The sequence below is a fragment of the Falsiroseomonas ponticola genome (assembly GCF_016805305.1).
In the GTDB taxonomy this organism is placed as follows: Bacteria; Pseudomonadota; Alphaproteobacteria; order Acetobacterales; family Acetobacteraceae; genus Falsiroseomonas; species Falsiroseomonas ponticola.
Map to the genome: position 1 here is coordinate 119610 of NZ_JAERQN010000002.1, position 22121 is coordinate 141730.

General features: G+C 71.2%; 20 protein-coding genes. 10 read left to right on the top strand and 10 right to left on the bottom strand.

What is annotated here, in order from left to right:
* Window positions 1-69: 69 nt before the first annotated feature.
* From JJI54_RS08170 to JJI54_RS08190, 5 genes are all read right to left on the bottom strand, one after another.
* Complete coding sequence (locus JJI54_RS08170) at window positions 70-1986, bottom strand: HWE histidine kinase domain-containing protein (RefSeq protein WP_203072477.1); 1917 nt, start codon at window positions 1984-1986, stop codon at window positions 70-72.
* Window positions 1987-2414: 428 nt separating this feature from the next.
* Window positions 2415-3893, bottom strand: coding sequence for a tripartite tricarboxylate transporter permease (locus JJI54_RS08175; protein ID WP_203072478.1), 1479 nt, complete (start codon window positions 3891-3893; stop codon window positions 2415-2417).
* Window positions 3894-3897: 4 nt separating this feature from the next.
* Entirely contained in the window at window positions 3898-4356 is a 459-nt protein-coding gene (locus JJI54_RS08180) for a tripartite tricarboxylate transporter TctB family protein (RefSeq protein WP_203072479.1), read from the bottom strand.
* Window positions 4353-5321 carry a tripartite tricarboxylate transporter substrate binding protein gene (locus JJI54_RS08185; RefSeq protein WP_203072480.1) on the bottom strand — a complete coding sequence of 323 codons (969 nt, stop codon included), beginning with the start codon at window positions 5319-5321 and terminating at the stop codon, window positions 4353-4355. Before JJI54_RS08185 ends, JJI54_RS08180 begins: the two co-directional genes overlap by 4 nt.
* Window positions 5251-6057 carry an FCD domain-containing protein gene (locus tag JJI54_RS08190; protein WP_226381563.1) on the bottom strand — a complete coding sequence of 269 codons (807 nt, stop codon included), beginning with the start codon at window positions 6055-6057 and terminating at the stop codon, window positions 5251-5253. Before JJI54_RS08190 ends, JJI54_RS08185 begins: the two co-directional genes overlap by 71 nt.
* A 116-nt stretch (window positions 6058-6173) precedes the next feature.
* On the opposite strand from JJI54_RS08190, the gene JJI54_RS08195 reads away from it, so the two are divergent.
* The 4 genes from JJI54_RS08195 to JJI54_RS08210 all read left to right on the top strand — a co-directional run bounded on the left by JJI54_RS08195 (window position 6174) and on the right by JJI54_RS08210 (window position 10652).
* On the top strand, window positions 6174-7370 hold the full coding sequence (locus tag JJI54_RS08195) for a CaiB/BaiF CoA transferase family protein (protein ID WP_203072482.1): 1197 nt from the start codon (window positions 6174-6176) through the stop codon (window positions 7368-7370).
* Between the two features lie 126 nt (window positions 7371-7496).
* Window positions 7497-8303 (top strand): enoyl-CoA hydratase, encoded by an 807-nt coding sequence (locus JJI54_RS08200; protein WP_203072483.1) that lies wholly within the window; start codon window positions 7497-7499, stop codon window positions 8301-8303.
* A 137-nt stretch (window positions 8304-8440) separates the two neighbouring features.
* On the top strand, window positions 8441-10120 hold the full coding sequence (gene ettA / locus JJI54_RS08205) for an energy-dependent translational throttle protein EttA (protein WP_203072484.1): 1680 nt from the start codon (window positions 8441-8443) through the stop codon (window positions 10118-10120).
* 4 nt (window positions 10121-10124) lie between these two features.
* A complete protein-coding gene (locus JJI54_RS08210; protein WP_203072485.1) occupies window positions 10125-10652 on the top strand; it encodes a GNAT family N-acetyltransferase in 528 nt (175 codons plus the stop codon).
* A gap of 25 nt (window positions 10653-10677) precedes the next feature.
* On the opposite strand, the gene JJI54_RS08215 is transcribed toward JJI54_RS08210, so the two are convergent.
* Together JJI54_RS08215 and JJI54_RS08220 are read right to left on the bottom strand one after the other, a co-directional pair.
* Window positions 10678-11322, bottom strand: a complete 645-nt coding sequence (locus JJI54_RS08215; protein ID WP_203072486.1) for an MlaC/ttg2D family ABC transporter substrate-binding protein — start codon at window positions 11320-11322, stop codon at window positions 10678-10680.
* Window positions 11323-11348: 26 nt separating this feature from the next.
* Window positions 11349-12146, bottom strand: coding sequence for an MlaA family lipoprotein (locus JJI54_RS08220; protein ID WP_226381564.1), 798 nt, complete (start codon window positions 12144-12146; stop codon window positions 11349-11351).
* Window positions 12147-12377: 231 nt separating this feature from the next.
* Here JJI54_RS08220 and metF point away from each other — a divergent pair, with 231 nt between their 5' ends.
* Window positions 12378-13310, top strand: a complete 933-nt coding sequence (gene metF, locus JJI54_RS08225; RefSeq protein ID WP_203072488.1) for a methylenetetrahydrofolate reductase [NAD(P)H] — start codon at window positions 12378-12380, stop codon at window positions 13308-13310.
* A gap of 116 nt (window positions 13311-13426) precedes the next feature.
* The gene (locus JJI54_RS08230; RefSeq protein ID WP_203072489.1) at window positions 13427-14401 is read left to right on the top strand and encodes a tripartite tricarboxylate transporter substrate binding protein; all 975 of its coding nucleotides are present in this window, start codon (window positions 13427-13429) and stop codon (window positions 14399-14401) included.
* A gap of 69 nt (window positions 14402-14470) precedes the next feature.
* On the opposite strand, the gene JJI54_RS08235 is transcribed toward JJI54_RS08230, so the two are convergent.
* On the bottom strand, window positions 14471-14878 hold the full coding sequence (locus tag JJI54_RS08235; protein WP_203072490.1) for a hypothetical protein: 408 nt from the start codon (window positions 14876-14878) through the stop codon (window positions 14471-14473).
* Between the two features lie 79 nt (window positions 14879-14957).
* The gene (locus JJI54_RS08240; RefSeq protein WP_226381565.1) at window positions 14958-15905 is read right to left on the bottom strand and encodes a bile acid:sodium symporter family protein; all 948 of its coding nucleotides are present in this window, start codon (window positions 15903-15905) and stop codon (window positions 14958-14960) included.
* A gap of 27 nt (window positions 15906-15932) precedes the next feature.
* Between JJI54_RS08240 and JJI54_RS08245 the strand changes: the two genes are divergently transcribed.
* The 3 genes from JJI54_RS08245 to JJI54_RS08255 are packed head-to-tail and all read left to right on the top strand — an operon-like array spanning window position 15933 to window position 19593.
* Entirely contained in the window at window positions 15933-16448 is a 516-nt protein-coding gene (locus JJI54_RS08245) for a pentapeptide repeat-containing protein (protein WP_318987465.1), read from the top strand.
* Window positions 16439-18664, top strand: coding sequence for an ATP-dependent helicase (locus JJI54_RS08250; protein WP_203072493.1), 2226 nt, complete (start codon window positions 16439-16441; stop codon window positions 18662-18664). The genes JJI54_RS08245 and JJI54_RS08250 overlap by 10 nt, the downstream gene beginning before the upstream one ends.
* On the top strand, window positions 18664-19593 hold the full coding sequence (locus JJI54_RS08255; RefSeq protein WP_203072494.1) for a 50S ribosomal protein L11 methyltransferase: 930 nt from the start codon (window positions 18664-18666) through the stop codon (window positions 19591-19593). Before JJI54_RS08250 ends, JJI54_RS08255 begins: the two co-directional genes overlap by 1 nt.
* Window positions 19594-19753: 160 nt before the next feature.
* Here the strand turns inward: JJI54_RS08255 and JJI54_RS08260 are convergent, their stop codons facing one another.
* Entirely contained in the window at window positions 19754-20152 is a 399-nt protein-coding gene (locus JJI54_RS08260) for a DUF1127 domain-containing protein (protein WP_226381566.1), read from the bottom strand.
* Between the two features lie 178 nt (window positions 20153-20330).
* Between JJI54_RS08260 and JJI54_RS08265 the strand changes: the two genes are divergently transcribed.
* Complete coding sequence (locus JJI54_RS08265; protein WP_203072495.1) at window positions 20331-22109, top strand: aminopeptidase P family protein; 1779 nt, start codon at window positions 20331-20333, stop codon at window positions 22107-22109.
* Window positions 22110-22121 lie beyond the last annotated feature (12 nt).

A 22121-nucleotide genomic window follows, 5' to 3' on the forward strand; every position in this document is an offset into this window, starting at 1 on the left:
CAGCCCCGCCGGCCGAGGCCGCGCCGGCCTTCGAGGGCGGCAATGCGTCAGCATCGCCGCACGCGGCTGTCAGGCGGCCGCGCCCTCCGGGATCGGCGCTTCCTCCGCCACCGGCCCGGCCAGCGGCAGCGTCATGGCGCAGGCCAGGCCCTCCGCCGACCATTCGAGGGCGATGCTGCCGCCCAGCTGCCCCCGGATGGTGGCTTCCAGCACGCGGCTGCCGAAGCCCTGGCGCTGCGGCGGGCGCGCCGGCGGGCCGCCTTCCTCCTGCCAGCGCAGCGCGAGCGTGGTGCCGGCCTGGTCCACGGACCACCGCACCGCCACGCCGCCCCCGGCGACGGACAGCGCGCCATGCTTGGTCGCATTGGTCGCGAGTTCGTGAATCGCCATCGCCACCGGCTGCACGGCGCGGCCCTGCAACTGCACCGCCGGGCCTTCCAGCACCAGGCGCTGGCCCTCCGCCACGAAGGGGCGCAACTCGCCCTCCAGCAGCCGCTGCAGTTCCGCGCCCGACCAGCTTTCGGTCGCCAGCAGCGTCTGCGCCCGCGCCAGCGCCGCGACGCGGCCCTCCACCGCGGCGCGATAGGCGGGCAGCGTCTCCGCCCGCGTCAGCCGCAGCGCCGCCATCACCACCGCCAGCGCGTTCTTGGCGCGGTGATCGACCTCCCGCGCCAGCAGCGCCTGGCGTTCCTGCGACGCCTTGCGTTCCGTCACGTTCAGGAACAGGGCGGCGAAGCGGCCGGGTTCCGTGCGATAGGCGAAGACCTCGAACCAGGCGTTCAGCGTGCCGACGCGGTATTCGATGTGGGCGGGCTCCCCGGTCCGGACCACGCGGCCATAGGTCTCGATCCAGTAGGGCTCGATCCCGGGGATGAGGCGGGTGATGAGCTGCCCCTCCGCCGCTTCGCGCGTGATGCCGGTCAGCCTCTCCCAGGCGTCATTGACCTCGAGGAAGCGGAAATCGATGTCGCGGTCCTGCGCGTCGCGCACCATCTCGCACAGCGCGAAGCCTTCATGCATGGCGGCGAACAGGCCGCGCCACCGCGCCTCGCTGGCGCGCAGCGCGGCCTCCGCGCGGGCGCGCGCCAGGTTGGCGGCGATGCGTTCCGCCATCTCCCGCACCAGGTCCTGCTCCGCCGCCAGCCACCGGCGCGGGGTGGCCTGGTGCAGGTAGAGCACGCCGGCCAGGCGCCCCGACCGGGCGAGGGGGACCGCGACCTGCGCGGCCGCATCCGCATGCGGCGTTCCCTGCCGCGGCGGGTCCACCGCCATCAGCGCCGCATCGGCCTCCATCAGCGCCGTGCCCGGCGGCAGGGCGGGCAGGCTGCCATCGGACCATTCGGCGGTGACGCGCAGCGCCGCCCCGGCCTCATCCACCTCCGCGAAGCCGCAGCGGCCGGCGCGCAGGTGCTGGCCGAGCATGGACAGCGCCAGCGCCGTCAGCGCCGCCGGGTCGGTCAGCGGGCGCAGCGCCTGGTCCAGCGCCAGGCCGAAGGCCTGGCGGCGTTCGGTCATGACGCGCGCGGTGATCTCCGCGCAGGCGCAGAACATGCCGGCGACGCGCCCTTCCTCATCCCGCACCGGCGTGTAGGAGAAGGAGAAATGCGCCTCCTCCGGATGGCCATGGCGATGCATGACGAGGGCGATCTCGTCCATATGCGTCGCCTCCCCGGCGAAGGCGCGCTCCAGGATCGGGCCGACATCCTCCATGATGTCGAACCACACCTCCCGGAACGGCCGGCCGAGCGCGGCGGGATGGCGGGCGCCGCAGAGCACGGCGTAGCCATCGTTGTAGAGCATCGTCCGTTCCGCGCCCCAGGCCACGAACATGGGCTGGCGCGATCCGAGCATGATGCCGACGACGGTCCTCAGCGCCTCCGGCCAATCCTCCGGCGGGCCGAGCGGCGTGGCGCGCCAGTCATGGTCCCGCATGAGGGCGGCGAGGGCGCCGCCCTCCGCCAGGAAGCGCAGCCGCCTATCCGGCATCGGCCGCCAGCGGCGCGGGGGAAGGGGGGGACGAGGTGGCCATGGGGGGCATCCAGGGTTCGGGGCGCTGCCCCGACCAGCCCGGCCAAGAGGCGACGGGGAAGCCGGTGGATGACCTTATCCCCGCCAGCCCCGACCGGCCAAGCCAGCGAAGCGTTGCAGGCAGGAAATGTCAAACAGGCGCCACGGTTCCAACCACCGTGGCGCGCTGCCTCACGCATCCGTGTCCGCGGCACTCATACCGCCAAGCCCATGTCGTGACCTGCGGCCGACACCGTCGGCCGAGGCCGCGAATGCGGCCCGCCGCTTATGCGTCACGCCGCAGGCGTGCCTTCGGCACGGTCACGCCACTGCCGTGACGCCAAGCGGCCGGATGGCCGCGCCGGCGTCTGAGGGCGGAAATGCGTCAGCATTTCCGCACATCGGTATCAGGCCCTCGCCGCGCGCAGCCCTCGGGCCAGCAGCGGCCACAGCAGCCCGGCCAGCGTCACCACGATCAGCGTCATCGCGATCGGGCGACCCAGGAAGCCGGTCAGGTCATCGCCGAAGATGATGAGGGACTGCTTCAGCGTCTCCTCCACCATGCCGCCCAGCACAAGGCCCATGATGAGCGGGGCGGGGGAGAAGCCGGCGCGGCGGAACAGCAGGCCGACGAAGCCCGCCACCATCATCACCCAGACATCGCCCATGGACTGGTTCGGCCCATAGGCGCCGATCAGCGACAGCGCGAAGACGGAGGGCCAGAGGAAGGCGGGCGGGATCAGGCTGATGCGGGCGAAGAGCTTCGCCATGGTCAGCCCCATCACCAGGTAGAAGATGTTGGCCGCGAGCATGGAGGCGAAGACGGCGTAGAGCAGCGTCGGCTGTTCCGTGAACAGATGCGGCCCCGGCCGCACGCCCTGCACGATCAGGCCCGCCAGGATGATGGCGGTGGTGGCGCTGCCCGGAATCCCCAGGGCCAGCGTCGGCACCATGGATCCGCCGACGGCGGCGTTGTTCGCGGCTTCCGGCCCGGCCACGCCCTCGATGCTGCCATGGCCGAATTCATGCTTGTGCTTCGACCAGCGCCGCGTCTCGTTGTAGCCGATCAGGGCGGCCGTCGTCGCACCAAGGGCCGGCAGCGCGCCGATGAAGGTGCCGATGCCACTCCCGATCCAGATGGAACGCCAGCATTTGCGCATCTCCGCCCAGCCCGGCACGCGCGCGGCATCGAGCGCGATGATGGCGGGCTTGCCGAGCCGCCGCGTCGCCTGGTCCAGCATCTCGCCGACCGCGAAAAGCCCGATGAGCACAGGGACGAAGCCGATGCCGTCCGACAGTTCCATGACACCGAAGGCGTAGCGCTCCACGCCGGTGGTCAGGTCCATCCCCACGGTCGCGATCAGCAGGCCGAGCGCCGCCGCCATCAGGTTCTTCAGCGCGCTGTCGCCGCCGATCGCCGCGCACATGGACAGGCCGAAGAGCGCGAGGGCGAAATACTCCGGCGGCCCGAAGGAATAGGCGGCGCGCGCCAGCAGCGGCGCCGCGATGATCAGCACGATGACGCTGACGATGCCGCCGATGGCGCTGGAGATCGCGGACATGCCGAGCGCGAGCCCCGCCTGCCCCTTCTCCGCCATCTTGAAGCCCTCCAGCGCCGTGGCGCTGGCCGAGGGATCGCCCGGGGCATTCACCATGATGGCGGTGATCGAGCCGCCGAAATTGGCGGCGCAGTAGATGGCGCCGAGGAAGCAGATGGCGGGGATGGGGCCCATGGCGATGGTCATGGGCAGCATCAGCGCGATGGTGGTGGAGCCGCTGATGCCGGGCAGCGCGCCCACGAAGATGCCGAGCACGGTGCCCGCCAGCACCATCAGTATGACATAGGGATCGACCAGGATGGCGAGCCCGCCGAGGAACGCTTCCAAGACCCTATCCCCCGAACAGCATGCCGCCCGGCAGGGTCAGCCTGAAGACCTTCACGAAGACCAGCCAGATGACGAGCGTCATGCCGAGCGAGACGCCCGCCAGCAGCGGCCAGCGCCTCTCCCCCCACAGCCAGCCGGCCACCGCCAGGAAGGCCGCGATGGTGCCGAGCATGCCGATCACCGCCATCAGCGGCACGGCGGCGAGGCAGGCGGCGAAGATGGCGATGGCGTCGCCGCGGATCGGCGGCGCCATCTCCGGGTCGCGCGGCCCCGATGGCTGCAGGAACAGCGCCACCGCCATCGCCGCCATCACCAGGCAGATGAGGCGCGGGAACTCCACCGCGCCGAGGCCCGGCAGCCCCTCCGGCACCGGATCGAAGCCCCAGGTCGCGGCGAAGGCCGCCACCGCGACCGCCCCGACGCCGAGCGCGGCCGCCTGGTTCGTCCCGAAGCGGCTGGTCATCCCCGCAGCAGGCCGAGCGCGGTCAGGGCTTCGCGCCCGTCATTGTTGAAGCCCGCGAGCTGCGCGGCCCAGGCTTCCCGCCCCGTGACGCTGTCCGGCGCCTGGCCCGTATTCTCCAGGTAGGTCTTGTAGATGGGGCCGGACATGGCGCGGATCAGGCCCTGTTCCAGCCGCGCGACGCGATCCTCCGGCGTGCCCTTCAGCACGCAGAAGCCGCGCAGCGTGTAGCCCGTGGCATCGATGCCGAGCTCCTTCGCCGTCGGCAATTCGCCGAAGGCGGCGATGCGCGTATCGGCCAGCGACATCAGCGGGCGGAGTTCGCCGGCGCGGAGCTGCGCCTCGGCCTCGCCGGGGTTGACCACGGCGGTGTCGATGTTGCCGCCGACCAGGTTGATCACGATCTCGCCGCCACCGCGGAAGGGCACGAGGGTGGGGCGCTGGAGGCCGGCGGCGCGGCCGAAGGCGAAGATGGTGACGTGATCGACGCCGCCGACATGGGTGCCGCCGAAGCGCAGGCTGCGGGCCTTGCCGGCCGCGATCAGGTCCGCCGGCGTGCGGAAGGGGCTGTCGCGCCGCACCAGCACCAGCTGCGGGTCCGCGGTGGCGCGCGCGACCGGGACCAGGTCCCCGAATTGCGGCAGGTTCGGGTTGCGCAGCTGCGTCAGCAGGTGGGTCTGCGTCACCAGGATGATGGTGTGGCCATCGGCCGGCTTGCTGGCGAGGTATTGCAGCGCCTGCGCGCCGCTGCCGGCGGTGCGGTTCACCACGATGAATTCCTGCCCGAACTCGGCCGGCGCCTGCACCATCATCATCCGCGCGGTGATGTCCGTGCCGCCGCCGACGCCGGCATGGGTCACGACCTCGATGGTGCGGGAGGGGAAGCGTTCCTGCGCCCTAGCCGGCGCGGCGAGCCCCGCCGCCGCGCCGGCCAGCAGCAGGTGGCGGCGATGGATCGTCCTGGTCATCGTCGTTCTCTCCCTTTCGCCCTTTGCCGGGCGTTGTTGTCTGATGCGTGGTCGTGGCATCCGTCGCCTGGAAGCGGCGCTTGCCGCCGGCGATATGCGCTTCCCCCGCCGCGCGCGCGGCCGGCGCATCGCCGGCGGCGATGGCCTTCAGGATGGCGGCGTGTTCCGCATTGCTCTCCCGCATGTTCTCGGGCTGCACCAGCGCGCGGCGGCGGAACAGGTGAAGCTCGTTGCCGAGATCCTCGTAGAGGCGCTGGGACCGGGGCCCGCCGCCGAAGCCGAGCAGGGCGGTGTGGAAGTCGAGGTTGGCGGCGTAGTAGCTGGGCGGGTCGTCGGCGCGCCGCGCCGCATCCATGCGCTTCACCAGCGCGCGCAAGGCCGCCAGCTGCGGCGGCGTGGCGGATTCCGCGAGCCGCGCGCAGGCCAGGCCCGTGATGGCGGCGCGCAGGTCGTAGATCTCCAGCGCTTCCTGCGCGCTGACGGTGCGGACATAGGAGCCCTGGTTGCGCACCGCGACGACCAGGCCCGAACGCTCCAGCCCCCGCACCGCTTCGCGCACCGGGCCGCGGGAGACGCGGAGCTGGGCGGCCAGCTGCTGCTCGTTCAGCCTCTCCCCGGCCGGCAGGGCGCCGGAGAGGATCATGCGTTCGAGTTCCTGGGCGACGAGGGAGGCGAGCGAGCGCGTGCGCACGATGTCCAGCGCGCTGGGCGCGGGTGCAGCACCGGCTTGGGCCATCTCCTCCATGCCTTGGAGCGTGCCGTTGCGAACTGCCATCTGTCAACAGTTGGCGCGGGCGGATTTGCGCCGGCGGGGGGCGGTGCTAGACAGGCCGGGTCCAGGAGAACCCGCCGATGAGCCCCACCCCCCAAGCGTCCTCCGCCCTGTCGCGCTTCACGGTGCTCGACCTGACCCGCGTCCGCTCCGGCCCCACCTGTGTGCGCCAGCTGGCCGATTGGGGCGCCAACGTCATCAAGATCGAATTGCCGCCCGCGCTCGACGAGGGCGACCCGATGGGCGGCCCGCGCGCGGGATCGGACTTCCAGAACCTGCACCGCAACAAGCGGGCGATGACGCTGAACCTGAAGTCGCCGGACGGCGTCGCGCTGCTGAAGAAGCTGGTGGAGAAGGCCGACGTCGTCGTCGAGAATTTCCGCCCCGATGTGAAGAAGCGCCTCGGCATCGACTATGAGGCGCTGTCGGCGGTGAACCCGAAGCTGGTCTATGCCTCGATCAGCGGCTTCGGGCAGGACGGCCCCTATGCCACGCGGCCGGGCTTCGACCAGATCGCGCAGGGCATGGGCGGCCTGATGTCCATCACCGGCCTGCCGGGCCAGGGGCCCGTGCGCGTGGGCATCCCCATCGCCGATCTCTGCGCGGGGCTTTTCGCGGCCCAGGGCATCATGATCGCGCTGCTGGAGCGCGAGGTCTCCGGCAAGGGGCAGTGGGTGCAGTCGTCCCTGCTGCAGGCGCAGATCTTCATGCTGGACTTCCAGGCCAGCCGCTGGCTGATGGAAGGCCAGGTGCCGAAGCAGGCGGGCAACAACCACCCGACCAGCATCCCGACCGGCGTCTTCACCACCAGCGACGGCTACATGAACATCGCGGCCAGCGGCAACAAGATCTGGGAGCGCTGCGCCAAGGCGCTCGGCCGCGACGATTTGCTGGCCGATGACCGCTACAAGACCGCCGCCGGCCGCAGCCAGAACCGGGACGAGCTGAACGCCGAGATCGAGAAGACGACGCTGACCAACACCACCGCGCATTGGGTGGCGGCGCTGAACGAGGCCGGCGTGCCCTGCGGCCCGATCTACAAGGTGGATGAGATGTTCGCCGACCCGCAGGTCCAGCACCTCGGCATCGCGCAGAAGCTCAATGGCGGGAACAAGGGGGAGGTCGCCTATGTCGGCCAGCCCATCAAGCTGTCCCGCACGCCGAGCCACATCGTGAGCCACCCGCCGGAACTCGGCGAGCACACGGATGAGGTGCTGGCCGAACTCGGCCTCGACCAGGCCGCCATCGACGACCTGCGCGCCCGCCAGGTGGTCTGACGGCCCAAGCATGGCGTTGGCCGCCGAAAGGCGGCCCGCGCGCAGACCGACATCGCAACCAGCGCCACAGCGCGTAGGCGCGAAGCCAAGCGGCCGAAGGCCGCGCCGGCGTTTGAGGGACAGAACATGGACGGCATGATGGTGACGGGCAGCGAGAAGATGCTGGCCCGCAAGGCCGATGGCATCGGCTGGATGACCTTCAACAACCCCGAACGCCACAACGCCGTCTCCATGGAGATGTGGCAGGCGGCGGAACGCATCCTGGCCGACTTCAAGGCGGATGACGGGGTGCGCGTCATCGTCGTGACCGGCGCGGGCGGCAAGGCCTTCGTCAGCGGCGCCGACATCTCGAAGTTTGAATCCGAGCGCAGCGGCGAAGCCGCCGTCGCCGCCTACCAGGCGCAGACCGCCAAGGTCTATGACGCGCTGGCGGAAAGCCCGAAGCCCACCATCGCGATGATCCAGGGCCATTGCATCGGCGGCGGCACCGCGCTCGCGGTCTGCTGCGACATGCGCATCTGCGGCGAGACGGCGAGCTTCGGCGTGCCGGCGGCCAAGCTCGGCCTCGGCTATCCGCTGGCCGGCATCCGCCGCCTGGTCGATCTCGTCGGCCCTTCCTTCGCCAAGGAGATCTTCTTCACCGCGAAGAAGTGGTCTTCCGAGGAAGCCCGCATCATGGGCCTGGTGAACCGCGTGGTGCCGAACGACAAGCTGGAAGACTTCGTGCTGGACTATGCGAAGACCATCGCCGGCAATGCGCCGCTGACGGTCGGCAGCGTGAAGTTCATCGTGGGGGAGGCGCTGAAGGACCGTGGCGCCGCGAACGAGGCCGCCTGCGACGCGATGGTGAAGGCCTGCTTCGCGAGCGAGGACTACAATGAGGGCCGCAAGGCCTTCCTCGAGAAGCGCCCCCCCCAGTTCAAGGGCCGCTGATCCCGGTCCAGGGTCCGGCTGGACCCTGGCATGGGGGTGCGGGGGGACGGCGTCCCCCTGCGGCTTGTCCGGTTTGCAGCGACGGGTGCGGCGCGGTAAAACCCCCGCCTCCCGCCCGTCCTCCGGAAGCCGAAGCAATGCCCGCCTGGCAGTACGTCTATGTGATGAAAGACCTCACCAAGTCCTATCCGGGCGGGCGAGAGGTCTTCAAGGGAATCACCCTTTCCTTCCTGCCCAATGTGAAGATCGGCGTGCTCGGCCCGAACGGCGCCGGCAAGTCCACGCTGATGAAGATCATGGCGGGCCTCGACAAGGAATTCGGCGGCGAGGCCTGGGCGGCGGAGGGCGCGCGCGTCGGCTACCTGCCGCAGGAGCCGCACCTCAACCCCGACAAGACGGTCGGCGAGAACGTGATGGAGGCCTTCACGGAGCTCTCCGCCCAGCTCGCCCGCTTCAACGCGATCTCCGAGAAATTCGCCGAGCCGATGGAGGAGGAGGAGATGAACACCCTCCTCGCCGAGCAGGCGGAGCTGCAGGAGAAGATCGACGCGGCGGAGGGGTGGGAGATCGACCGGCGGATCGAGATCGCGCTGGACGCGCTGCGCTGCCCGCCGATCGACAGCCCCGTCGCGCATCTCTCGGGCGGTGAGCGCCGGCGGGTCGCGCTGTGCAAGCTGCTGCTGGAGAAGCCCGACCTGCTGCTGCTGGACGAGCCGACGAACCACCTGGACGCGGAGAGCGTCTCCTGGCTCGAGCAGACGCTGAAGGACTACCAGGGCGCCGTGCTGGTCGTGACGCACGACCGCTACTTCCTGGACAACGTCACCAACTGGATCCTGGAAGTCGATCGCGGCCGGGGCTTCCCCTACCAGGGCAACTACTCCGCCTATCTCGACCAGAAGCGCAAGCGCCTGCAGCAGGAGGAGCGGGAGGAGAGCGCCCGCCAGCGCCAGCTGGCCAAGGAGCAGGAATGGATGGGCCGCAGCCCCGCGGCGCGCCAGGCCAAGTCCAAGGCGCGCATCGCGGCCTATGAGGAGATGCTGGCCAAGAGCCAGGAGAAGGGCCCGGGCGAGGCCGAGATCGTCATCCCGCCGGCGCCGCGCCTCGGCAACACCGTCATCGTGGCGGAGGGGCTGCGCAAGGGCTACGGCAACCGCCTGCTGATCGACGACCTGAACTTCAAGCTGCCGCCCGGCGGCATCGTCGGCATCATCGGCCCGAACGGCGCCGGCAAGTCCACGCTGTTCAAGATGATCACGGGCGTCGAGGGGCCGGATGCCGGCAAGCTCGTGGTCGGTGAGAGCGTGAAGCTCGGCTATGTGGACCAGTCCCGCGACAGCCTGGATGACAACAAGACGGTCTGGCAGGAAATCTCCGACGGGATGGACCAGATCACCATCGGCAAGCGGACGGTCCCGTCCCGCGCCTATGTCGCCGCCTTCAACTTCAAGGGCGCGGACCAGCAGAAGCGCGTCGGCGTGCTCTCGGGCGGTGAGCGCAACCGCGTCCACCTGGCCAAGATGCTGAAGCGGGAACACAACGTCCTGCTGCTGGACGAGCCGACCAACGACCTCGACGTCGATACGCTGCGTGCCCTGGAAGACGCGCTGGAGGAATTCGCGGGCTGCGCCGTGGTCATCAGCCACGACCGCTGGTTCCTCGACCGCCTGGCGACCCACATCCTGGCCTTCGAGGGCGACAGCCACGTCGAGTGGTTCGAGGGTAACTTCGAGGCCTACGAGGCGGATAAGCGACGTCGACTCGGCGCCGCGGCGGACCAGCCGCACCGCATCAAGTACAAGCCGCTGGCCCGGTAGATCCTTGGTCATTCCGCGTCTGGCGGAAGGCAACGGCATCACGACGGAGCGGCTTTCGCTCCGCCCCGTGGCGCCGGAGAACCTGCCCGACCTGATCCGCCTGAAGGCGGACGAGGCCGCCTTCGGCCTCATGCTCCATGGCACCCGCACGCCGGAGCGCGCGCGGGAGGAGCTTGAGGATGACATGGAGTTCTGGCTGGTCCGGGGCTACGGCACCTGGGCCGTGTTCGAGCGCGGCACGGGCGAATTCCTCGGCATCACGGGCCTGATGGAGCGGCCGGATGGGCGCGGCGTCGCGGTGCGCTTCGCGCTGTGGCCGTCCTGCCGCGGCAAGGGCTATGCGCGGGAAGCCGCGCGGGCGGCGCTGGCCTTCGGCTTCCGGCGGGGGCTGGCGCGCATCGTCGCCGTGGCCTGGGAAGGCAACCACGCCAGCCGGGCGGTGCTGACCGACCTCGGCATGGCGGAATGCGACCGCTTCACCTATCGGGGGCGGGAGATGCTGGTGTTCGAGGCGTTCCCGCCGGCGGGCTGAGGGGGGCCGGCGCCCCCCCCTGGGCTCAGCTGCCTTCGCGCGCCGCCAGCTGCTGGATCTGCTGGCGCATCGCCGTCAGCAGGCTGCCGACATTGCCGCCATTGCGGCTGATGACGCTGCTGTATTCGCTGCGCGTGGTCAGGCGCAGGCTGGTGCCTTCCGCGATCACGTCCACCACGCGCGGCGCGCCGCCCACTTCCGCCACGCGCCAGTCGAGCCCGAAGGCGGCGCTGCCGGGGCGTTCCACGATGGTGTTGACCAGCACATCCTCCTCCGTCCGCGCCTGGCTGCGGCCGAGCGAGAAGCGCACGCCCTGGTATTCGCCGAACCGGGCGGAGAGGTTGCGGATCAGGATCTCCTCGAACAGCTTGAGGTAGTCCGCCTGCTGTTCCGGCGTCGCGCTGCGCCAGAAGCGGCCCAGGATGAAGCGGCCGACGCCTTCCACATCCACGGCGCGGCGCAGCACGGCGGCCACCCTTTCGCGCCGCTGCGCCACCGGGGACCCCACGGCATTGATGGCCGCCACCAGCTCCTCGCCGGTCTGCTGGATGAAGCTGGTCGCGCGGGCCGGGTCGATCTGCTGGGCATGGGCGGCCCGGCCCATCAGGGCCAGGCCGGCGGCGGCGATCATCAGGCTGCGGCGGTCGAGGCTGTGCATCATGCGGTCCATCTGTTGGGGCGCGCCCGGGGTGTCGCTCAGCGCTGCTGCTGCGGCACGCCGGTTCCGACCCCGAAGCCGGTCCCGCGCGCCGCCGCCGGGGCGCCACCCTGGTTGCGGATCTCCACAACGCGTCGCTGGCGATAGGCGCTGCGGATGGTGGCGTAAGGATCGAGTGAGCCGGCCTTCACCTGGTCCACCGTCTCGATCAGGCTTTCCCGGGTATCCAGGGCCGTGAGCGCGGTGCGGGTGATGGTGATGGCTTCCAGCGTCTCCCCGCTATTGCCGGTCCAGGTCAGGGGGTGGATCGCCGTATCGACGGCGGTGCCCACCAGGTCCCGCGGGTTGGACGGGCCGAGCACGGGGATGAAGAGGTAGGGGCCTTCCGGCGCGCCCCAGACCGCCAGCGTCTGGCCGAAATCCTCAGTATGGCCCAGCAGGCCGAATTCGGTCGCGCGGTCGAAGATGCCGCCGATGCCGACGGTGGTGTTGACCAGGAAGCGCCCCGTGGTGGTGGCGGCGCGCTGCGTGTCGCCCTGCAGCAGGTCGTTCACCAGGATGACGGGGGTGCGCAGATTGGCCAGCACGTTGCGGATGGCGGTGCGCAGCTCCGGCGGCAGGAAGAAGCGGTAGATCTCCGCCGCCGGGCGCAGCACCAGCGTATCGATCCCGTCATGGACGAAGTAGGCGCCGCGGTTCAGCGGCTCCAGCGGGTCGTTGTTGGCGTTGAACTCGGCGACCGCCTCCGCATCCGCGGGGTCGGGGCGCGTGGCACAGGCGGACAGGCCAAGGGCCAGTCCGATTGCCAGCACCGGCGCGGCAAGGCGCTTCGCCATCAGGCTTTGGCGGGGGGGCGTCATGCGGCTCAAACTTGACCTCCGGAGGGCGGAAGGGGGCACAACCTGCCCGTGCGTGCCAGCCCTTCCCGGCCCGCAGGGTCTTCCTTATATGCGGCGCTGGCGGCCAACGGAACAACGGTGCCGCCGAAGTTACGAACAGTCATATCAACCCCGGGTTCCCGCCGCATGGCGGGGCGGCCCCCCAGCGCCAGGCGAGAGAACGGACCGATGGACCAGGCCTATCCCGGCACCCTGCAGCGCTGGCTGACCGGCCCCCGCGTGGCCGGCCTGCCGGTGCCGAGCGAGATGCCGCCCCCGAAGCTGTCCTTCGAGTTCTTCCCGCCCAAGAACGAGACGCTGGAACAGTCCCTCTGGGCCGCGATCCGGCGGCTGGAGCCGCTGGGTCCTCGTTTCGTCTCCGTCACCTACGGCGCCGGCGGCACCACCCGCACGCGCACGCATGAGACGGTGGCCCGCCTGGCCAAGGAAACCAGCCTGACGCCGGCCGCCCACCTGACCTGCGTCGGCGCCACGACCGATGAGGTGGATGAGGTCGCGCGCGGCTACCTGGAGGCGGGGGTGCGCCACATCGTCGCGCTGCGCGGCGACCCGCCGGCCGGCGCCAGCCAGTACACGCCGCATCCCGGCGGCTATGCGCAGGCCGAGGACCTGGTGCGGGGCCTGCGCCGGATCGGCGATTTCGACATCAGCGTCGGCGCCTATCCGGAGACTCATCCGGCGGCGGCCTCGGCCAGCGCGGACCTGGATTTCCTGAAGCGGAAGATCGATGCGGGCGCGACGCGCGCGATCACCCAGTACTTCTTCGACACGGATATCTACCTCCGCTTCATCGACCGTTGCGCGGCGGCGGGCATCACCGTGCCCATCGTCCCGGGCATCCTGCCCGTGTCGAATTTCTCCCAGGTGAAGAAGTTCAGCGCGATGTGCGGCGCTTCCGTCCCCGACTGGATGGGCAAGCTGTTCGAGGGGCTGGACGAGGATGCGGAGACGCGGCGCATGGTCTCCGCCGCCATCGCGGCGGAGCAGGTGCGGTTGCTGCAGGCGAACGGGGTGGACGAGTTCCACTTCTACACCCTGAACCGCGCGGACCTGACCTACGCCATCGCGCATCTGCTGGGGGCGCGCCCCAAGGCGGCCTAGGGCGCAAGCCCGAGGGGCATTCCAGGCTACCCCGCCGGGCCGGAACGGCCTTCCCCTCCCTCCACGCCCGGTCCAGCATCGCGGGACCGGCGTGAGACCGGAGGAGGAAGCGCCCCATGACCCTGATCACCCGCCGCGCCGCATTGCTGGCCGCGCCGGCCCTGGCCCTCGGCGGCCGCCTGGCCCAGGCCCAGGCCTTTCCATCCCGCCCCGTCCGCATCGTCGTGCCCTATACCCCGGGCGGCGTGTCCGACATCACGGCAAGGCTGATCGCGGACCCCATGGCCGCGGCCATGGGCGTGCCGGTGCCGGTGGAGAACCGCGCGGGCGCGGATGGGGTGATCGGGACGGAGGCGGTGGCCCGTTCCCCCGCCGATGGGCACACCCTGGCCCTGGTGTCCGTGGGCCATCCCGTCAATGCCGCCTTCTACCGGCTGCCCTATGACACGATGCGGGACTTCACCTTCATCACGCTGACCACGAAGACGCCGCTGGTGCTCTGCGCCGCGCGGAATTTCGCGGCCTCCACGCCCGCCGAGCTGGTGGCGCATGCCAAGCGCAACCCGGCGGGGCATGTGACCTTCGCGGGCACGGGCGGGGTGGTGCGGCTGGCCCCGGTGCTGTTCGGCCAGCGGACGGGGATCGAGATGACCTATGTCCCCTATCGCGGATCGACCCAGGCGCATCCGGACCTGATCGCGGGCCGGGTGGACATCATGTTCGACACCGTCCCGGCCGCGCTGCCGCATATCCAGGCCGGCACGCTGAAGGCGCTGGCCACCACCGGCGCCACCCGCGCGCCGCAGCTGCCCGATGTGCCGACGATCGGGGAGAGCGTGGCGGGGTTCGAGGCCTCCACCTGGGGCATGGTGATGGGCCCGGCCAACCTGCCCCCGCCGGTGCTGGACCGCCTGCACCGGGAGATCACGGCCGCGGTGCAGCGCCCCGATGTGGTGGCGCGCCACCGGTCGCTGGGGGCGGAGGTCGTCGTCTCCAACCCTGACGACACAAGGACCTTCGTGCAGGCCGAGCTGGAGAAATGGGGCGCCGCCGCCCGCGCCGCCGGCGTCCAGCCCCAGAATGCCGGCTGACTGAGGACGGTCCAGGCCCGTCTCGGGCCTGGCGGATGGGGTCCGGGGAAGGCAGCGCCTTCCCCGGCATCACCAGCGGACCACCTTCTCCGCCAGGAACAGCGTGGCGATGAGCGTGCCGGCGAAGATCATCAGGTGCATCCGCACCGCGTCCTTCTTGTAGATCATGGCCGGCGGCGGCGGCGGTTCGGCGGAGGCGGCGAGGGCCGCCAGGCCGCGGGGCTCCGCCGCCGTCGCCTGGGCCGCCATGGCCGCGCGCGTTTCGTCGGGCGTCAGGCAGGGGCCGAGATAGGTGAAACGCTGCGCCGCCTCCGCGGCCGAGAGGTGGCTGCCATCCCACACCATCCAGGCCCGCAGCGCGCCGTTCCAGCCGATCGGCAGCGGCGCCGCGCCGCCGTCATCCGCGCGGGCGACCCAGTGCCAGGGCCGGTTGGCATCGGCGGGCTCGCCGGGGCGGGCGGGGTTGGGCCAGGTCATGCGCGCGGTGCTTCCTCAGGATTGGGGGAAGCCTAGACCCGCCGCGCGCCGCCTGGGAACGCCCTTCAGTGCGTGCTCCTCAACGCACGCCGCGGGCCCGCAGCGCCTCATAGACCGGCTTCAGAAGGAAGGGGCTGAGGAAGAGCGGAAACTGGCAGAGCGCGAAGAACAGCAGGATGCTGGGGTCGGTCGCCGCCGGCAGCACCGCGATGTAGAGCGCCATGTTGCGGTTGCCCGAGAGCAGCCCGGCGGAGAGCGCGACCCGCGTGCCCGCCACCGGCCGCATGGCGAGTGCCGTCAGCAGGTTCAGCCCGAAATTGCCGGCGAAGGCGAGCGCGAGGCCGCCCGCGACCCAGAGCGGCTCCGCCAGGATCTTCGCCTGCATCCCCTCCATCACGCCGAAGCCGTAGAGCACGACCAGCAGCACCACCGCGCCATCCACCGCGCGCCCCGTCCGCGCCAGGCGATCCGGCCCCGCCAACCGGCGGATGATCAGCGACAGCACCAGCGGCAGCCCCACCACCAGCGCCAGCCTGGTCATCAGCGCGGAGAGCGAGATGGCCAGGTCGATGCCCAGCAGCCCGAGCGCCAGGGGCGGCGCGATGAAGGGCACCAGCAGGGTGGAGAGCACGGAGACGACCAGCGCGATCTCCCCATCCAGCCCCACCAGCCTGGCGAAGGCCGGGGAGGAGGTGGCCGCGCAGCCCGTCGCCATGATCACGACGGCGGCACCGAGCGGCCCGTCCAGCCCGAGCAGGCGGGTGATGGCGAAGACGATCAGCGGGCAGGCCAGCAGCAGCCACACCAGCAGCCCCGCCACCATCAGCGGCCGGCGCAGATAGGCGATGACCTGCACGAAATCCACGCGCAGCAGCACCAGCGTCATCAGGCAGAAGACGCCGGGGGAGACGAGGTCCCGCGTCGCGCTGGCCAGGGGCGGGAAGATCACGCCCGCGAAGACGCCGAAGCCCAGCAGCGCGCCGCCATGCCGGGCCGACCATTCGAAGGGCAGGAGAAGGTTGCGCAAGGCCTGGCGGTTGGAGTTGTTCGCTCCGTGTTCTATATCCGGCTTGTGCAACCCCGTCATCTCCCCACCCTCGTCCTCGCCGCGCTGCTCCTCGCGGTCCCGGCCTATGCGGCCTGCACCTCCCCGGCCGCGCCGGAGGTCGTGTGGCGGCGCTGCCTGCTGGATGGGCGGGACCTGACCGGCGTCGATCTCAGCCGCGGGCATCTGCGCGATTCCTCGCTGCAGCGGGCCAAGCTGGCGCAGGCGAAGATGGTGGGGGTGGATGCCACCGATGGGCGCTTCCTCTCCGCCGACCTGACCGGCGCCGACCTGACGGAGGCGGTGCTGCGGGAGGCCGATTTCACCCGGGCCGTGATGCGCGGCGCCGTGCTGGCGCGGGCCGATCTGCGCCGCGCCCGGCTGTTCCGCGCGGATCTGAGCGGCGCGGACCTCACCGGTGCCGATCTGACCGGCGCCGATTTCTCCGGCGCCATCCTGGATGGCGCGCGATGGACGGATGGCCAGCGCCTCTGCGCGGCGGGGAGCGTCGGCACATGTCAGTAACGGCACCCGACTACATCACCCGCCTGAACCCGGAGCAGCGGGAGGCGGTGGAAGCGCTGGACGGCCCGCTGCTGGTCCTGGCCGGTGCCGGCACGGGGAAGACCCGCGTGCTGACCACGCGCTTCGCCCATCTGCTGATGACCGGCAAGGCGCGGCCCTGGGAGGTGCTCTCCGTCACCTTCACCAACAAGGCGGCGCGGGAGATGCGGGAGCGTGTCGCCGCCATCATCGGCCGGCCGGTGGAGGGCCTCTGGCTCGGCACCTTCCACGCGCTCTGCGCGCGGATGCTGCGGCGGCACGCGGCGATCGTCGGCCTGCAGACCAACTTCACCATCCTCGATGCCGATGACCAGATGCGCCTGCTGAAGCAGGTGATGGCGGCGGCCAACATCGACAGCAAGCGCTGGCCCGCGCCCGGGATGATGGCGGTGATCCAGCGCTGGAAGGATCGCGGCCTGACGCCCCAGCGCATCACGGCGGCCGAGGACAGCGACTACGCCAACAACCGCGCCAGCGAGATCTATGCGGGCTACCAGAAGCGGCTGATCGAGCTGAACGCCGCCGATTTCGGCGATCTGCTGCTGCACATGACGGAGATCCTGCGCACGCGGCCGGACGTGCTGGCGGATTACCACCGCAGCTTCCGCTACATCCTGGTGGACGAATACCAGGACACGAACCTGGTCCAGTATCTCTGGCTGCGTCTGCTGGCCCAGCACGAGGATCCGAACCGCCGCAATATCTGCTGCGTCGGCGATGACGACCAGTCGATCTATTCCTGGCGCGGCGCCGAGATCGAGAACATCCTGCGGTTCGAGAAGGATTTTCCGGGCGCGCGCATCGTGCGGCTGGAATCCAACTACCGATCGACCAAGCCCATCCTCGCCGCCGCCGCCGGCCTGATCGCCCGCAACACCGGCCGCCTCGGCAAGACGCTGCGGTCCGGCCGCAACGATGCCTCCGGCGAGAAGGTGCGCGTCGTCTCGCTGTGGGACAGCGAGGATGAGGCGCGGATGGTCGGCGAGCGGATCGAGGCCGCGCGACGTTCCGGCCATCCGCTCTCGGAGATCGCCATCCTGGTCCGCGCCGGCTTCCAGACGCGGAGCTTCGAGGAACGCCTCATCACCCTCGGCCTGCCCTATCGCGTCGTCGGCGGGTTGAAATTCTACGAGCGCGCGGAAATCCGCGACGCCATGGCCTATCTCCGCGTCCTCCAGCAGCCCGCCGACGATTTGGCCTTCGAGCGCATCGTGAATGTCCCGAAGCGCGGCCTTGGCGACAGCGGCATGCGCGCCATCCACGAAGCGGCACGCGCGCAATCCGTGCCACTCGCCATCGCGGCCGAACGCCTGGCGGAGACGGAGGCGCTGAAGCCCAAGCCGCGCACCGCGCTGCGGGAACTCATGCGCGGCTTCGTCCGCTGGCGCGCGGTGAACGAGAAGGAAGGCCATGTCGTCGCCGCCGCCACCGTGCTGGAGGAAAGCGGCTACACCGACATGTGGAAGCAGGACCGCAGCGCGGAGGCGCCGGGCCGCTTGGAGAACCTGAAGGAACTGCTGCGCGCGATGGGCGACTATCCCTCGCTGGCCGGCTTCCTCGACCATGTCGCGCTGGTCATGGAGACGGATGAGAACGCCGAGGCCGAGCGCATCCAGCTCATGACCTTGCACGCCGCCAAGGGCCTGGAATTCGACACCGTCTTCCTGCCGGGCTGGGAGGAAGGCCTGTTCCCGTCCCAGCGCAGCATGGATGAGGGCGGCGAGAAGTCGCTGGAGGAGGAGCGGCGCCTCGCCTATGTCGGCATCACCCGCGCGCGGAAGACAGCGGTGATCAGCCACGCGGCGAACCGCCGCATCTACGGCAACTGGACCTCCTCGCTCCCGTCCCGCTTCCTCGACGAATTGCCGGCCGAGGCGATCGAGCGGGAAGGGGCCGCGCAGATGCGCGCGCACCGGATGGCCGACACACCCTCGGTCTTTCTCGGCCAGCAGGGGCTGATGGCGCGGCGCCCCCGCGTGATCGAGGCCGGCGCCTGGGAGGTGAAGGAACGCCCCGCCCAGGCGAGTGGCATCGGCAAGGGGGAGCGGGTGTTCCACCAGAAATTCGGCTACGGCACCGTCACCGCGGTGCAGGATGACCGCCTCGACATCGAATTCGACCATGCCGGGGAGAAGCGGGTGCTGGACCGGTTCGTGCAGAAGGCAAGCGACGTCTGATGGCTCGGGATACCTACTCCATGCAGCGGGACCGGCGCGCGGATCCGCTGGAGACCATCTGGATGGAGGGCCTGCCGGAGGACGCCGTGCCGGCCTTCGAGGCCGCCTTCCTGACGCATTGCCGCTCCGTCGCCCTGTTCAAGGACGAGCCCAGCGACACCTGGCGGGTGGAGGGCGTGCGCCCCCAGGGCTCGCCGGACGATGAATTCACCGGCGCCCTTGCCCTCGCCTCCCTGATGGCCGGCGTGGAGCAGCCCGCCCTGCAGGTCGCGCCCGTGGAGGCCGAGGGCTGGCTTGCCCGCACGCTCTCGACCTTCGAGGAGATGCCGATCGGCGGCGACGTGCTGGTGCGGCCGACGCATGTGGCCCCGCGCCGCCTCTATGGCCGCACGGTGCTGACGCTTGATGCCGGCATCGCCTTCGGCTCCGGCGAGCACAACTCGACCCGCGGCTGCCTGATCGCGTTCGAGAAAGTGTCGCGCGACCGGCGGCCGAAGCGGCGGCTGCTCGACCTCGGCACGGGGTCGGGGATTCTCGCCATGGCGGCGGCCAAGCGGCTGAAGCGCCCGGTGCTGGCCACCGATATCGAGCCCTGGTCCGTCCGCGTCGCGCAGGACAATGCGCGCATGAATGGCGTCGGCCGCCTGGTGCGGGCCAGGCTCGCCGATGGCTGGCGGGACCGGCATGTGAAGGCCGGGCGGCGCTACGACGTCGTCTTCGCCAACATCCTCGCGCGGCCGCTCTGTTCCATGGCGTGCTCGATGTCGGTCGGGCTCGCGCCCGGCGGCACGGCGATCCTGGCGGGGCTGCTGGGGACGCAGGCGCGGATGGTGCTGGCGGCGCATCGCCGGCGCGGCATGGTGCTGGAACGCATGCTGCCGCAGGGCGCCTGGACGACGCTTGTGCTTCGCAGGCGCCAAGGCGCCTGACGGTGCTGCGCAGGCGCTGAGGCGCCTGACGGTGCTGCGCAGGCGCTGAGGCGCCTGACGGTCCTCAGGAGGCGCTGGAACACGCGACGGGGCCGGCTTCCTTGCGGAAACCGGCCCCGTGCTTCCGCCCGGGGACCCGCCGGGGTCCCCGGTGGGTAACTCAGGCCGCCAGCGCCTTGCCGGCCACCGCGACATTCGCGTTGGCGGGCTTCGGCGCCGCGCCATTCGCCGGGCGGGGCTGGTTGGCGCTGAAGCCGGGCTCGAAGACGCGGGCGATGTCGCCGCGGGTCAGGCCGATATCGGCCAGCTCGCGGTCGGACAGGGCGCGCAGGTTTTCATAGGTCCGGCGGCGCTCCGGCCAGGCGCGGACCGCATCGGCGGCGGCGACGATGCCATGGCCGATGGCGGCAAACAGCTTCCGCACGCCGGCGGCGATGGCCTCGTCCCGCGCGCGCATCGCGGCGAAGCGGATCGCTTCCAGCTCGGTCTCGCGCGTCATGCGGGTGGTGGCGGCGTGGGGGAACAGGCCAACCTGTTCCTCGGGGATGCGGGCGTTCATGATGACCTCTGTTGTGGTGCGCGTCGGGGAATGTTCTGTCCCCGGCCGTGCTTCGCAGGTGCAACATAGGTGTTCCGGCGCCACAGGTGATGCGGCGAGGCAACAGCCGAGCCATGCGCCAAACGCATGAAACACTGTGGACATATGTTTCAACGTTAGAGCTTCGGTAACACATCCCGTGACGCAGCCCCTCCAAGCCCGCCTCTCCGCCCTCCGCGCCCGCTTCGACGCCCTCGGCATCGATGGCGTCCTGGTCCCCCGCGCCGATGCCTTCCTCGGCGAATACGTGCCGCCCTCGGCCGAGCGCCTGGCCTGGCTGACCGGCTTCACCGGCTCCGCCGGCCTCGCCTTGGTGTTGCGGGACCGCGCCTTCCTCTTCATCGATGGGCGCTACACCACCCAGGCGCGGCAGGAGGTGGATGGCGCGCTGTGGGAATTCCGCCACCTCATCGACCAGCCCCCGGCCGCGGTGCTGAAGGCGGAAACGCCGGGGGCGCGCATCGGCTACGACCCCTGGCTGCACCCGGAGCCCGCGCTGGAACGCCTGGCCCAGGCCGGCGCCACGCTGGTGCCGCTTCCCGCCAACCCGATCGACGCGATCTGGGCCGATCGCCCCGCGCCCCCCGCCGCCCCCGCCATCCCGCATCCCACCGCCTTCGCCGGGGCGGAAGCCGCGGCCAAGCGGGCGGAGGCCGCGGCCACGCTGCGCGCGGCGGGGCAGGGGGCCGCGGTGCTGGCGGATGCCCATTCCGTCGCCTGGCTGCTGAATATCCGGGGCAGCGACCTGGCCCATACGCCGCTGGCGCTGGCCGTCGCCCTGCTGGATGCGGAGGGCGCGGTGGAACTCTTCCTCGACCCCGCCCGTGCCGATGCCGCGCTGCGCACCCATCTCGGCAACGCCGTCGCCCTGCATCCCCCCGCCGCCCTGCCGGACCGGCTGCGCGCCCTGGCCGGCCGCCGCGTGCGCCTCGACCCCGATGTCACCCCCGCCTGGTTCGCCCAGGCGCTGCGCGCCGCCGGCGCGACGCCGGAAGCCGGGGAGGATCCCTGCCGCCTGCCGCGCGCCCGCAAGAACGCGGTGGAGCAGGAGGGCGCCCGCGCCGCCCACCGCCGGGACGCCGTCGCGCTCGCCCGCTTCCTCGCCTGGTTCGCCGCAGCCGCGCCGGTCGGGGGGCTGACGGAGATGTCCGCCGCCGCCCGCCTGCTCGCGCTGCGGGCGGAGGGCGAGCATTTCGTGGCGGAGAGCTTTCCCGCCATCTCCGGCGCCGGGGAGCACGGCGCCATCATCCATTACCGCGCCACCCCCGCGACCGACCGCCCGATCCGCGCCGAGGAGGCCTATCTGATCGACAGCGGCGCCCAGTACCGGGACGGCACCACGGATGTGACGCGCACGCTCTGGACCGGGCCGGGCGACCCGCCGGCGGAGCTGCGCGAAGCCTATACCCGCGTGCTGCAGGGGCACCTCGCGCTCTCCGCGCTGCGCTTCCCCGACGGCATCGCGGGGCCGCACCTGGATGCGCTGGCGCGGCGGCCGCTCTGGCTGGCGGGGCTCGACTATGACCACGGCACCGGCCATGGCGTCGGCAGCTTCCTCTCGGTGCATGAGGGGCCGGCCGGCATCAGCCGCGCGGCGAAGCCGGTGCCGCTGGCGCCCGGCATGATCCTGTCCAACGAGCCCGGCTTCTACCGCCCCGGGCACTACGGCATCCGGATCGAGAACCTGCTCCTCGTGCAGCCCGCGCCATCGCTGCCCGGCCAGGCCAAGCCCTTCCTGCGGTTCGAGACGCTGACCCTGGCGCCCTATGACCGGCGGCTGGTCGATCTGGCCCTGCTGGCCCCGGCGGAGCGCGCGCAGGTCGATGCCTACCACGCGCGCGTCCTGGCGGCGGTCGGCCCGCTGCTGCCGGCGCCGGACCGCGCCTGGCTGGAAGCCGCCTGCGCGCCGCTTGCGTGATGAAGGCGGAAC